10 protein-coding genes are annotated in these 14,051 nt (G+C 49.3%); 8 read left to right on the forward strand and 2 right to left on the reverse strand.

Annotated features, from left to right (window positions below):
- Positions 1-327 precede the first annotated feature (327 nt).
- The 8 genes from amrA (at position 328) to HNQ56_RS13885 (ending at position 12,662) form a co-directional block, all read left to right on the forward strand.
- The gene (gene amrA, locus HNQ56_RS13850; RefSeq protein WP_429147200.1) at positions 328-1,713 is read left to right on the forward strand and encodes an AmmeMemoRadiSam system protein A; all 1,386 of its coding nucleotides are present in this window, start codon (positions 328-330) and stop codon (positions 1,711-1,713) included.
- A complete protein-coding gene (amrS, locus tag HNQ56_RS13855; protein WP_429147202.1) occupies positions 1,710-2,537 on the forward strand; it encodes an AmmeMemoRadiSam system radical SAM enzyme in 828 nt (275 codons plus the stop codon). Before amrA ends, amrS begins: the two co-directional genes overlap by 4 nt.
- A gap of 159 nt (positions 2,538-2,696) precedes the next feature.
- The gene (locus tag HNQ56_RS13860) at positions 2,697-2,837 is read left to right on the forward strand and encodes a hypothetical protein (protein WP_429147205.1); all 141 of its coding nucleotides are present in this window, start codon (positions 2,697-2,699) and stop codon (positions 2,835-2,837) included.
- Positions 2,838-3,721: 884 nt separating this feature from the next.
- On the forward strand, positions 3,722-5,545 hold the full coding sequence (gene glmS, locus HNQ56_RS13865; protein WP_429147207.1) for a glutamine--fructose-6-phosphate transaminase (isomerizing): 1,824 nt from the start codon (positions 3,722-3,724) through the stop codon (positions 5,543-5,545).
- 348 nt (positions 5,546-5,893) lie between these two features.
- The gene (locus tag HNQ56_RS13870) at positions 5,894-6,664 is read left to right on the forward strand and encodes a TatD family hydrolase (protein ID WP_429147209.1); all 771 of its coding nucleotides are present in this window, start codon (positions 5,894-5,896) and stop codon (positions 6,662-6,664) included.
- A gap of 47 nt (positions 6,665-6,711) precedes the next feature.
- Complete coding sequence (rsmA, locus tag HNQ56_RS13875; protein WP_429147698.1) at positions 6,712-7,581, forward strand: 16S rRNA (adenine(1518)-N(6)/adenine(1519)-N(6))-dimethyltransferase RsmA; 870 nt, start codon at positions 6,712-6,714, stop codon at positions 7,579-7,581.
- A 526-nt stretch (positions 7,582-8,107) separates the two neighbouring features.
- A complete protein-coding gene (carB, locus tag HNQ56_RS13880) occupies positions 8,108-11,329 on the forward strand; it encodes a carbamoyl-phosphate synthase large subunit (protein WP_429147212.1) in 3,222 nt (1,073 codons plus the stop codon).
- A 262-nt stretch (positions 11,330-11,591) separates the two neighbouring features.
- Positions 11,592-12,662, forward strand: coding sequence for a DUF6128 domain-containing protein (locus tag HNQ56_RS13885; protein WP_429147215.1), 1,071 nt, complete (start codon positions 11,592-11,594; stop codon positions 12,660-12,662).
- Here the strand turns inward: HNQ56_RS13885 and HNQ56_RS13890 are convergent.
- Both HNQ56_RS13890 and HNQ56_RS13895 read right to left on the reverse strand, forming a co-directional pair.
- On the reverse strand, positions 12,659-13,210 hold the full coding sequence (locus HNQ56_RS13890; protein ID WP_429147217.1) for a GNAT family N-acetyltransferase: 552 nt from the start codon (positions 13,208-13,210) through the stop codon (positions 12,659-12,661). The genes HNQ56_RS13885 and HNQ56_RS13890 overlap by 4 nt on opposite strands.
- Before the next feature lie 14 nt (positions 13,211-13,224).
- Complete coding sequence (locus tag HNQ56_RS13895) at positions 13,225-13,920, reverse strand: anaerobic ribonucleoside-triphosphate reductase activating protein (RefSeq protein WP_429147219.1); 696 nt, start codon at positions 13,918-13,920, stop codon at positions 13,225-13,227.
- Between the last annotated feature and the right edge of the window lie 131 nt (positions 13,921-14,051).

Below are 14,051 nucleotides of genomic sequence, written 5' to 3' on the forward strand. Positions count from 1 at the left end.
ACAACCTGTGCATCTAAAGCCCCAATTTTAGAGGAAATTACAGAATATTATTTCCAAGTAATTTACTATATGGATATTTTAACCTAAACAAGTCTGGAAATCAACATTATTTGACATAGAATTAATTGTTTAACATGGTAAGAAGGTAAATAAACTGAAGCACAGAACTGTCCCAGTAGGTTTGTCAACAAGGACAGATAAAGTCTCTTTCTATCTTTCGTAAAAAAGGATATAATTAAGATATAGAAAAAATTAGCTTCATATAATTGTTTCATAATTGTAAATGCGATAAATTAAAATCAATATAACCAAGAAAGAGGTGGTTCTATGTCATTGGTTGGTGCTTTCATCGTACCTCATCCGCCGCTGATTATACCTGAGGTGGGACGGGGTGAGGAAAGGAAGATCAGTAAGACTGTTGATTGCTATCGTGAGATTGCCAGGCGTATCGCCGGACTGAGGCCGGACACAATCATTATTACCTCGCCGCATTCCATCATGTACTCCGATTATTTTCACATATCACCCGGAAAAAGGGCCAGGGGCAGCTTCCGCAAATACGGTGCGGGAGGGGTACAATTGCAGGCCGATTATGATGAGGAATTTGTCCGGGCGCTGGAGTCCTGTGCGGAACGGGACGGCATTGAAGCAGGAACCCTGGGAGAGAAGGACGCGGAGCTGGACCACGGAACCATGGTTCCCCTGTATTTTATCAACCAGTACTACAAAGATTACCGTCTGGTACGGGTGGGGCTCTCCGGGCTATCCCTGCCGCTGCATTACCGCCTGGGACAATGCATGGAGAAGACCGCCCAAAAGCTGGACCGCAGGATTGTCATTGTAGCCAGCGGAGACTTGTCCCATAAGCTGAAGGAGGACGGGCCTTATGGCTTTGCCCAGGAGGGAGTGGAGTTTGACCGGCAGATTACCCAGGCCATAAAGGAGGGAGATTTTCTCAAGCTTCTGGAGTTCTCCCCGGACTTTTGTGAATCGGCGGCGGAGTGCGGACTGAGATCCTTTATTATTATGGCAGGAGCCCTCAGCGGGAAGTCTGTAGAGCCGGATTTTCTCTCCTATGAAGGAACCTTTGGTGTGGGATATGGCATCTGCGCCTACAAGATCACCGGCGAAGCGCCGGACCGGGATTTTGCCGCAATCTTTACACGTAAGCAGAAGGAACTGGCCAGGGAGCTTCAGAAAAAGGAAGACCCCTATGTGCATTTGGCAAGACATTCCCTGGAGACCCATGTTATGACAGGGAAGGAAGCCGGACTTTCTGACGGGCTCCCTGAGGAGATGTTAAAGAAGCGGGCAGGCGTATTTGTTTCCTTGAAAAAGCATGGAAGTCTCAGGGGCTGTATTGGCACCATAGCGCCGGTAACAGATTGTATCGCCAGGGAAATTCTTCGCAATGCCGTAAGCGCCGGTGAGGAGGATCCCAGGTTTCCTCCGGTGACGGAAGAGGAGCTGGAGGAGTTGGTTTACAGTGTGGACGTGCTGGCTCCGGCGGAGCCCATTGCCTCCATGGAAGAGCTGGATGTAAAGCGTTATGGGGTGATTGTGACCTCCGGCAGAAAACGGGGACTTCTGCTTCCGAACCTGGAGGGGATTGATACCGTGGAGCAGCAGGTGGCCATTGCCAGGAAAAAGGCAGGAATCTATGATAATGAGAAGATTTCTCTGGAGCGCTTTGAGGTGGTGAGACATCAATGAGGGCAGAATGTGGAATTTGTCCCCATCATTGCAAAATCGAAGAAGGACATGCCGGACTATGCAGGGCAAGGATAAACCGCGGCGGAGAGATTGTCAGCGGGAATTATGGGAAGCTGACAGCCCTTGCTTTAGACCCTATTGAGAAAAAACCGCTGTATCATTTCTATCCTGGCAGCAGAATTCTGTCTGTGGGCAGCTATGGCTGTAACTTGAGCTGCCCCTTTTGCCAGAACTGCGATATCTCCATGGTGGGAGAAGAGGAGATCGAGATCCAGGAGATTACCTGTGAAGAGCTGGTACGCAAGGCATTGACACTCCGCTCCAGAGGAAATATCGGGATTGCCTACACCTATAATGAGCCTCTGATCGGATATGAGTTTCTCCGTGATTGCGCCTGGGAAGCCAAAAAGCATGATCTTAAGAATGTGGCAGTGACCAATGGCTACATCTGTGAGGAACCCTTAAAGGAGCTGCTTCCTTGTATAGACGCCTTTAATATTGACTTGAAGGGCTTTACCGAGGAGTTTTACCATAGGCTGGGAGGGGATCTGGCCACCGTGAAACGTACGATTTTGCTGGCAGCAGAGCAGTGCCATGTGGAGGTAACGACCCTCATCATTCCAGAGGAAAATGACAGAGAAGAAGAGATGCTGGAGCTATCCTGCTGGCTGGCAGGAATAGACCCGAATATTCCCCTCCATATCTCGCGCTTCTTCCCGCGGTGGAAGATGCAGGACAGAGAGGCCACCCCGGTGGAGAAAATATACCGCCTTGCCAGGATTGCACGTCAGAAACTGAAATTTGTGTATGAAGGGAATTGTTGAGGGAGAGTATGGGTGTCAGCGAGTATGGGTGTCAGGCACCACAGGAATGGTGCCTGACACCCATTTAATAAATTAAGAAAAATGACGCATACTAACAGTAGGAATAAAACAAAAATAAAGAGGTGCCTGACACCGTGGCGTAGAAGGAGGAGCGGCAGAGTGAAACAGCAGGAGAAGCATCAGCAGAAGAAGGAACAGGAGAAGTTCAACAGTGTCACCGGCTCTGTAAAACCGGAGAATCAGAACCAGAGCAATAATGTGAAAAAAGAAGGGATCGGCAGACAAAATAATAAATATTAAGCCGGAGAGGGATGAGGCACCAAATAGAGGGATCATCCCTCTTTTTTTGCTATTAAATACCGGCATTGACAACTTACCCTTCAGATGATAACATGTACGCATCACATATATCACCTTCTGATCCCGCTGAGGGGAATATGCATTGTAAGACGGTCTGCAGTAACGATGCCGTTTGCAGTTATCCCGGAGGAAGCTTGGGCAAAGAAAGTGAGTGCCAGCCAGGAAACAGGAACAAAAAGGAGGGTTAATGTATACAATGAGGTAGGAGTAGATTCGCGAATCGCTTCGCCTGCAGCAATAAATCTGGAAGCAGGATTGTGATACCGGTACCCGTTCACAGGATCAACCCAGGATCTGATTTGCAGAAATGCATTTTATTAGCGCCATGCACCTCCATTGGGGAAAGTAACTTGGAGGTTAACGAGGAAGAGGGCTTATCGAACTATTCGGCGGATGCTCTCTCGTGCTGCCGGGCACGTAATATGACTGTCAAAAGCGTCGGTAACGACAGAACAAAGCAGCATAACCGGTAAGGTGAATTAGGTGCAACACTGACTTTGTATAAGAGGACAAAGCTTTATTGTGCTGTGAATTCATATTGTTTTAGATTTTATTCAGCGGTCTTGAGCAGTATAGTTAAAAATGCATATTCTCTTAGGAACGTAAGACAAGTGGCTTACGGCTTGTTGTTTTGAGCGTTTTTTACGGAAGAGCTTTGTAATACCGCTTTTTGGTACCGCGATCAGGTGAATTTAAGCGAATGATTGATAAACTGGAACCGTCGGTCAGGCCAAAAAAATTGGCCGGTACAGAGCCGGTCTGGTGCTCTGTGCTCAATTTGAGAACTACCCGGGAGTTATGCCGGGGCAAAAGGAGAACTTGCTATGTGTGGAATTATAGGATATACAGGAAGCCATGAGGCGAAAGATATATTATTAGACGGTCTTGCCGCGTTGGAATACCGGGGCTACGACAGCGCCGGCATTGCACTCTGCCATGAGGGCAGGGTGAATACCATAAAAACGGTGGGTAAGGTGTCCGATCTTGCCGCTAAAACAGAATCCGGCCCGGAGGTCAGCGGAACCTGCGGCATTGGCCATACCCGCTGGGCCACCCATGGAGGGGTAACGGATGTGAACGCACATCCCCACACTCATGGAAGAGTGACCCTGCTTCACAACGGAATTATCGAGAATTATCACGCGCTGGAGCTGGAGCTTGCCAAAACCGGGAGAATTCCGGTATCCCAGACGGATACGGAAATCGTTGCAATGCTCCTTGACAGCCTGTATGAGAAGGATGCTATTGCGGCAATTGTGAGGGCTGCCGAGAAGATTGAAGGAGCCTATGCCTTTTGCATTCTCTTTGAAGAGGAGCCGGAGGTGATTTATTCTCTGCGCAATGCCAGTCCGTTGGTTGCCTGCCATGTAAAGGACGGCTCCTTTGTCGCTTCCGATCTGGTGGCATTAATGGACTATTCCAAGGATTACTTTGTGCTGCCGGAGCGCCATGTCGCCAAACTGACGAAGGAAGCAGTTACTATATATGATTTTGACCGGAACGAAGTAGAACCGGCTATGCTCCATGTCAGCTGGGATATTACCGCCGCACAGAAGAACGGCTATCCTCATTTCATGCTGAAGGAAATCTATGAGCAGCCGGATTCCGTCCGTTCAACCATTACGCCAAGAATATCCCCGGAGAACCTGCCGGATTTTACAGTGGATCAAATTCCCGGCGAGGTCTTTGAGAAGGTAAGCCGTGTTATTATTGCAGCCTGCGGAACAGCCATGCATGCGGGGCTGGTGGGGAAGACGATGATGGAGAAATTAGTCCGGCTTCCCGTGGAGGTAGAGATCGCCTCTGAATTCCGCTATAAGGACCCGATCATAGACCGGGATACGCTGGTGATCTTGATCTCTCAGTCCGGGGAAACCGCAGATACCCTTGCCGCCCTCCGGCTTGCAAAGAAGGCGGGAGCTACTACCCTTTCCATTGTCAACGTGAAGGGATCCACCATTGACCGGGAAAGCGATTATGTATTCTATACCCATGCCGGCCCGGAGATCGCAGTTGCAAGCACCAAGGCCTATACGGCGCAGCTTTCCTGCCTGTATCTGCTGGCATTTCAGTTTGCCCTCATCCGAAAAGCGATTACCCCGGAGGAATGTGCGTGCTATATAAAGGAGTTAAAAGAAGTCATTCCTGCCATAGAGAAAGCCCTGTCCTTTGATGAGACAGTGGGGGATATCTGCAGGCATCTTGTGGATAAAGAGGATCTTTTTTTCATTGGCCGTGGATTAGATTACGCCCTGTGCTGGGAAGGGTCCATCAAGCTGAAGGAAATAAGCTATATCCATTCCGAGGCCTACGCCGCCGGAGAGCTGAAGCACGGCACCCTGTCCCTGGTTACCGAGGGAGTTCCTGTGATTGCGCTGGCAACCCAGGCAAGAGTATTTTCCAAAATGGTATCCAATGTTCGGGAGGTTCGGGCAAGAGGAGCCTTTGTGGTGATGATCACCAATGGCAAGGCGGAGGTAGAAGAGTCTGCTTATGATTACCATATTGAGCTGCCGAAGACGTCGGATTACTTTACCCCCTTTACCTCCGCAGTGGTGCTCCAATTGCTGGCATACTACTCCTGCGTACACCGCGGCTATAATGTAGATCAGCCGAGGAATCTGGCCAAGTCCGTGACCGTGGAATAGAGAAACGGTATTCCGGGGGGATGATGGGCCGGCTTAAAGAAATGATATAAAAAGTGTTATGGGCAAGGCCGTGTGATAGTGGTTCTTGCCCGTATTTATTGACGTTATGTATGATTAATGGTATAACAGAATTGTAAGCCCAAGACCCCTCCTGGGCTTTCTTGCTACAGATCTAAAACCAGCTTTCTTATGAACAGAGGAAGAGGGGTTTAAACAGAACAGGGATGCGGATGAGAGGGAAGGAAGCATATGGATAAGGAATAAAATCAAAACAGGATTGCGAAAACTATAGTTTTGATCTATTCTATAAGTTGGAATGATTAATTACGGAAGGAACCATGAAAGATTATGATATTTGAAACACACGCGCATTATGAAGACGAAGCATTTGACATAGACAGGGAGGAATTGCTGGACAGGCTGCCCAAGGAGGGAATTGAATATGTGGTAGATATCTGTTCCACCATGGACAGCGTCGACAGGGTGCTGGCATTGGCTGAGCAATACCCGTATATCTACACTGCGGTGGGCATTCATCCGGAATCCGCCGGAGAGCTTAACGAGGAGAACTTCGCATGGCTGAAAGGGAAAGCGGCACATCCCAGGAATCTGGCAATCGGAGAGATTGGCCTGGATTATTACTGGGACACCTCGGAGCCTGCTGTGCAGAAGATCTGGTTTGAGAGACAGATCGAACTGGGCCGGGAGCTTGGCTTGCCCCTGGTCATTCATAGCCGGGATGCCGCCAATGATACCTATGAAATGTTGAAATCGGCAAAGGCAGGCGAGCTGGGAGCAATTATCCACTGCTTTTCCTACGGCGTGGAGCAAGCACGCCAATATCTGAATATGGGCTTTTTCCTGGGAATCGGCGGGGTGCTGACCTTTACCAATGGCAGGAAGCTAAAGGAAGTTGTAGCTTATGCTCCTCTGGAGCAGCTGGTTCTGGAGACGGACTGTCCTTACCTGGCACCGGTGCCCTATCGGGGAAAGCGCAATGACTCAACCTATCTGACCTATGTTGCCGGAGAAATTGCAAACATTAAGCAGGTGGACTATGATACGGTTGTGAAAGTAACATCTGAGAACGCAAAGCGCTTCTATCGGATCAAGGAATAAACCACCTGACCCGAAGGGTTGAAGAATAAGGAAGAATGGAGAGATTTATGGCGCAGCTGGGCAATCCCAAAAATACAATAGAGATTTTGAATAAATATAAATTCGTATTCCAGAAGAAATTCGGACAGAACTTTTTGATTGATACCCATGTCCTGGATAAGATAATCCGGGCAGCGGATATTACAAAGGAGGATTTTGTCCTGGAGGTGGGTCCGGGAATCGGTACGTTGACGCAATACCTGTGTGAACATGCCAAAGAGGTGGTAGCGGTGGAAATTGACCGGATGCTGATCCCCATCTTAGAGGATACCCTGTCGGAATATGATAATGTCACCGTCATCAATGAGGATATTCTGAAGCTGGATTTAAATGAGCTGGTAAAGGAAAGAAATCAGAACCGCCCTATCAAAGTGGTTGCAAATCTTCCTTATTATATAACGACACCCATTATCATGGATCTGCTGGAGCGCCGCCTTCCGTTGAAGAATATCACGGTGATGGTGCAGAAGGAAGTGGCGGACCGGATGCAGGCGGTTCCCGGCAGTAAGGATTACGGCGCCCTGTCTCTGGCAGTGCAGTACTATGCAAGGCCCTACATTGCTGCCAACGTCCCGCCTAATTGTTTTATGCCCAGGCCTAATGTGGGGTCGGCCGTCATTAATCTGACGCTGCATACCGAACCTCCGGTTGTGGTAAAGGATGAGAGGCTGTTGTTTCGCATGATCCGTGCATCCTTCAACCAGAGGCGCAAGACCCTGGTCAATGGCCTGAATAATTCATCGGAGCTGTCCTTTTCTAAGGAAGAGATTCTACAGGCGCTTTCCGCAATCGGTGTCTCGGGGAATATCCGCGGAGAAGCGCTGACGCTGGAACAATTTGCTGCTCTGGCGGATCAGTTGGATGCGGTGCGAGTATGATTTGATTTATATGCAGGGAGTATTATGTAAAGATCGGCAGTATAGCTTTTACATAACACTCCCTATATTTATCGGTATGATTCCTTGCCGATTTATCTGATTTATGTTTTAAATATACAACATCATTTTTAATTAATAATTATACAAGGGGCCAATAATCCTTAATTATGTCGGGCTTATGGACACTTTGAAGAATTGTGAGAAGTGTGAAAATATAAAAGTATAGAATAATTAAAAATTTTATTGCATAATTATAAGCTGTATGTTATTATATATACATGAGCAGGAACTAAGGTTAAGAGATAAGTAATGCTTATGAATAGGGATGTAAAATTTAATAAGTTCTCCGGTTGCATAATGATTAGTAATCGATTATGATATATAACAATAAAGAGGGCAGCTGGAGGACCCATGCATTGAAACAACTCAAAGCTATGAAAAGACAAAAAGAAAATGACAAATTTTTTTTGCCCATTTTTAGTAAACGACGGAAAAGCTTTTCCAAACCAATCGAGAGGGGATTTTTATGAAGAAGAGAGAAGACATTCACAAAGTACTGATTATTGGCTCCGGCCCGATTATTATCGGGCAGGCATGTGAATTCGATTATTCCGGCACCCAGGCCTGCAAGGCGTTGAAGCAGCTGGGGTATGAAATCGTATTGGTGAACTCCAATCCTGCAACGATTATGACAGATCCGGGGACGGCAGATGTAACCTATATTGAGCCACTGAATGTGGAGAGGTTGACACAAATCATCGAAAAGGAAAGACCCGACGGTCTGCTCCCGAATCTGGGCGGACAATCAGGTCTAAATCTTTGCTCTGAATTAGCCGCGGCCGGTGTTCTGGAGAAATACAATGTCAAAGTGATCGGTGTTCAGGTGGATGCCATCGAGCGGGGGGAAGACCGGATTGAGTTTAAGAAGACGATGAACGCTCTCGGTATTGAAATGGCCCGCAGCGAGGTAGCCTACACCGTGGAGGAAGCGCTGGCTATCGCGGAAGACCTGGGCTATCCGGTAGTTATCCGTCCGGCCTATACCATGGGCGGCGCCGGCGGCGGCCTGGTTTATAATGTGGAAGAATTGAAGACCGTAGTGGCAAGAGGCTTACAGGCCAGCCTGGTGGGTCAGGTTCTGGTGGAGGAATCCATACTGGGCTGGGAAGAGCTGGAGCTTGAGGTGGTGCGGGATGCCACCGGTAAGATGATTACGGTATGCTTCATTGAGAATATCGATCCCCTGGGCGTACATACGGGAGATTCCTTCTGCTCGGCACCGATGCTGACCATTTCCAAGGAAGTCCAGGAGGAATTGCAAAGACAGGCTTATAAGATTGTAGATGAGATCCAGGTGATCGGCGGCACCAATGTACAGTTTGCTCACGATCCTGAGAGCGGAAGAATCGTGGTCATTGAGATTAATCCCAGAACCTCCCGTTCCTCCGCCCTTGCCTCCAAGGCCACCGGCTTTCCTATCGCGCTGGTATCGGCAATGCTGGCTTGCGGCCTGGATCTGTCGGATATCCCCTGCGGCAAATACGGAACCCTGGATAACTATGTACCGGACGGCGATTATGTGGTAATTAAATTTGCCCGCTGGGCCTTTGAGAAATTCAAGGGTGCCGAGGATAAGCTGGGAACCCAGATGAAAGCAGTGGGTGAGGTAATGAGCATTGGCAAGACCTATAAGGAGGCCTTCCAGAAGGCGATCCGAAGCCTGGAGACCGGCCGTTACGGTCTGGGCTATGCCAAGGATTTCGCCTCCAAGTCGAAGCAGGAGCTGCTGAACATGCTTCATATCCCCACCAGCGAGCGTCAGTTCATCATGTATGAGGCCTTGAGAAAAGGTGCAACGGTCAATGAACTCCATGAACTGACGAAAATAAAGCACTACTTTATTGAGCAGATGGAAGAGCTGGTATTAGAGGAAGAGGCATTAAAATCCTGGCATGGCAATGTGCCTCCCGTCGCAGCCCTTAGAAGCGCCAAGCTGAACGGCTTTTCTGACAGATATCTTGCCGGTCTGCTGGGGATTGCCGAGGAAAGTATCCGGAATGCCCGTTATGAGGCCGGTATCAAGGAGGCCTGGGAGGGGATTCATGTAAGCGGTACAAAGGACGCGGCCTACTATTACTCCACCTATCATTTAAAGGCGGATAAATCCCCCTGCTCTGATAAACCGAAGGTCATGATCCTGGGCGGCGGGCCGAACCGAATCGGCCAGGGTATCGAATTTGACTATTGCTGCGTCCACGCTGCTTTTGCCTTAAAGGAGCTGGGCTTTGAGACCATCATTGTCAATTGTAATCCGGAGACGGTTTCCACGGACTATGACACCTCGGATAAGCTGTATTTTGAACCGCTGACACTGGAGGATGTTCTCAGCATTTACCAAAAGGAGAAGCCTCTGGGGGTAATTGCCCAGTTCGGAGGCCAGACTCCGCTGAATCTGGCGGCGGAATTAAAGAAATACGGAGTGAACATTCTTGGCACTTCGCCTGAGACCATCGATCTGGCCGAGGACCGGGATCTGTTCCGGGAGATGATGGAGAAACTGGACATCCCCATGCCGGAATCGGGAATGGCAGTCAATGGAAAGGAGGCTCTGGAGATTGCAGGAAGAATAGGCTATCCCGTTATGGTTCGTCCCTCCTATGTGCTGGGCGGACGGGGAATGGAGATCGTACACGACGATGAAAGCCTGGAAATCTACATGAAGGCGGCAGTCGGGGTAACGCCGGACCGTCCGATCCTCATTGACCGTTTCCTGAATAATGCCCTGGAATGCGAGGCGGATGCCATCAGTGACGGAGCCAATGCTTTTGTGCCTGCGATTATGGAGCATATCGAGCTGGCGGGAATTCATTCGGGAGACTCGGCCTGTGTAATCCCCTCCCTGCATATCAGTGACGAGAACCGCAATACCATCCGTGAATATACCATGAAGATCGCCAAGGAAATGAAGGTATGCGGACTGATGAATATGCAGTATGCCATCGAGGATGGAACCGTCTATGTTCTGGAGGCCAATCCCAGAGCATCCCGTACCGTGCCGCTGGTATCCAAGGTATGCAATATCCAGATGGTAAAGCTGGCGACACAGATCATTACCGGCACGCTGACCGGCAAAGTCTCTCCCGTTCCGGGACTGAAGGAAAGTAAGTTCACCCATTACGGGGTAAAGGAAGCGGTATTCCCCTTTAATATGTTTCCTGAGGTAGATCCGCTGCTGGGGCCGGAGATGCGCTCCACCGGCGAGGTGCTGGGTATGGCGGAGACCTTTGGAGAAGCATTTTATAAATCCCAGGAGGCGACCAAGGCGAAGCTGCCCCAGAGCGGAACCGTATTAATCAGTGTTAATGACAGGGACAAGGCGGAGCTGGTAGAGGTTGCAAAAGGCTTTGCAGAATGCGGCTTTCAGATACTGGCCACCGGAGGCACCTATGACATGATCACGGCCAATCAAATCCCGGCAAGGAAGATCTTTAAGCTGCAGCAGGGAAGGCCCAATATCCTGGATGCCATAACCAATGGCGAGATTGATATTATAATCAATACCCCTGATGATAAGAAGGGGGCCTTTGATGACAGCTATATCCGCAAAGCGGCCATCAAAGGGAGAATCAGCTACGTCACCACTATGGCGGCCGCCAAGGCAACTGTCGCGGGCATTAAGGCCGTAAGAAACAATGCGGTGGGAGTGAAGTCCCTGCAGGAATTCCATGGGGAAATCAGTGAGATGTGATTAAAAGGATAGAATTATGCCTGGTGCGAAAGCCTGGTGTAATCAGCAAAAGCTATAACAGCCAAAGAGGGAGATTCGGAGATTACCGGGTCGACCTCTTTTTATGATCAGGTTTCTGTAAAAAAGCGTGTATTGGCTTCTCGTTGGAATATTGGCCGACGGCCGGGAATATATTTAATAGAATTGTGAAACAAGCCAATGGGAAAAGTTTACCCTGCGGAGCGGAAATATTCATGGAAAGCGGGAAAGTGAGGGAATGCTTGTGACTGATTATAAAAGAATGGTATCCTACATGTATCAATACGAGAACGGAGAGAAGAAAAAGAATATCGGCTTTGCGCGGGTGGAAACAAGGGACGGGCAATGTAAAATCACTTTACATATGCAGCTGATCGGCCAGTTGGACAGCATTTTTCCCACCTATCTGATCCGCAGGGATAATAAGAGTATGGACTTAATCTATGTGGGAGATGCGGTGCTGAAGAATCAGGTTATGGACAGCAAGCTGACGGTGAATGCCGCCAACATTATGGATTCCGGGCATTCTCTTTCAGAGGTGGGAGGGCTTCTTCTCTTTCTGAAAGATAGTGTGTTTTTTGCTACGGAATGGGATGACAGGCCGGTTGAGGCGGAGAAGGTATTGGCAGCCTTAAGACCCAGAAATAAGCAGCAGGTCTGGGCGCCGGAGGAGGATTTTTCGCGTCCCAGATACCGGCTGCCGGGCGGCTATAAAACAGTAGAGCGTTTACAGGGTGCCGCCTCCAGCCTGTCAGGAGGCGGCAGTGTCTTCGGGCAGGCGGTGAAGACTTTGACGCATGGTACAGATAACAGGGAGCGGCAGGAAGCTGTACTCACGGCCGGCGCAGAAGGACTTCCTTCGGAAACGCAGAAGGCGGAGGCCTGGACCCAGGAGGTCGATGCGGTGCAGACGGAAGAAACGGGAAGACGGCCGGAGGAGAAGGAAGAGGAGGCGGAACCCGGAATTGTGGCAAAGATCTTCGAGAAGCATCCAAGAATCTATCCCTTTGAAGATAATGAGATCCTGCTCTGTGCGAAAATAGAGCCGGAAGACCTGGGACTGTTTCCGAAAGAGCTATGGGCCCTGAGCAGCAACAGCTTTCTGGTGCATGGATATTACTGCTACCACCATTTGATTTTTGCAAAAATGAAGGATCGGTACGGCTCCCGTTATATCCTGGGGGTACCGGGGATCTACCACAACAGGGAACGGTTTATGGCAAAAATGTTCGGTTTTGAAAACTTTAAATCCATCCGTAAAAGGGAACTCCGCCAAGGAGATTTTGGTTATTGGTATGTGCCGGTCGCCCTTTAATAAACAGGATTCACCAGCGCATAATGCTCATGGTCGGTCCATATTCCGTTAATCCGGGCAAAGGCCTGGCAGGTTCCTTCGTAGTGGAAGGAAAGACGTTTGATTAATTGCAGGGAGGGCGTGTTCTCCTGCATAATAAAAGCATTAATCCGGTGCAGATGATACTCGGAGAACATCAGCTCGATGGATCTCCGGATGCACTCCAGTGCATAGCCCTGGTGCTGATATTTTCCTCCGAATTTGTACCCGATGCTGCAGCTGTGATAGGGCTCCTTCAAAATGTTCTGAAAGCAGACAGAACCCGCAATTTCATCCGGCTTGTTTTTTAGAAATGCCCAGTAACGAAGGAGCTTTCCCTCAGCAGATTGGTTGTATTCTGCGGTGAGAAAAGCCTTCTGGTAAGAGAGGGTGTAGAAATTAGGACTGCGCTTAGGCTCCCAGGGTTCAAACTGATCCCGGTTCTCCAGGTAGAAGGCCAGAACCATAGGAGCGGCCTCTTTCCCTAACTGCCTCAGGATAAGGCGTTCTGTTTCATAGTAATTGATCATCCGCAGCCCCCTTGTCAATCCACACCCCGAAGGGATACGGCAGGAATAAAGGGCACCAGAAGCCGGACATACTCCTTCAGAGTTTCGGCAGAAGGGCTGCTGAGCCCCGGAGACAGGATGTCACCGGAATCCTTGTAGGCCTGAAGAAAATAGGCTCTTGCACCGGACAGCCAGCGGCCGATCTCCAGCATATCCTGGGCCGTGTGCAATTCCTTTACCACGGTGGTCCGGAACTCATAGTCCAGAGGCGAGGACAGCAGAAAATCAACACTCTCCATGACCGGCTTAAGGAGAGGCAGATTAACGCCGGCAGTAAGGGCATATTTCTCCGGCGAATTCTTGATATCCATAGCGACGTAATCGATCAGCCCCCGGCTGACCAGATCTTTCAGCATCGCGGGATTCGTTCCGTTGGTGTCCAGCTTGACCCGGTACCCCAGCTCCTTCACCCGGGTGATTAATCCGGGAAGATCCGGATGTAGCGTAGGTTCGCCGCCGGTGATGCATACGCCCTCCAGGATATTGGTCCGTTTTGCCAGATAGGAGAGAATCTCCTGCTCTGGCAGGACAGGCTGTGAGGCGGTTCCGGTTACCAGGGAAGCATTATGGCAGAAGGGGCAGCGCATATTGCAGCCGCCGATAAAAATAGTTGCCGCCAGATGCCTGGGATAATCCAGCAGTGTTGTCTTATTGAAACCATGGATCAGCATGGTGTCACCTCCTTGAGTTTCTAATCTGCGAATGTTATAATATAAGTTATCAGAACGACTATATCTAAATCGTACACCACGATTACAGGAACACGCATTTGTTCCTGTAATATACTATATCAAAAGAGGAC

It is taken from the genome of Anaerotaenia torta, assembly GCF_050433395.1.
GTDB lineage: Bacteria > Bacillota > Clostridia > Lachnospirales > Lachnospiraceae > Mobilitalea > Mobilitalea torta.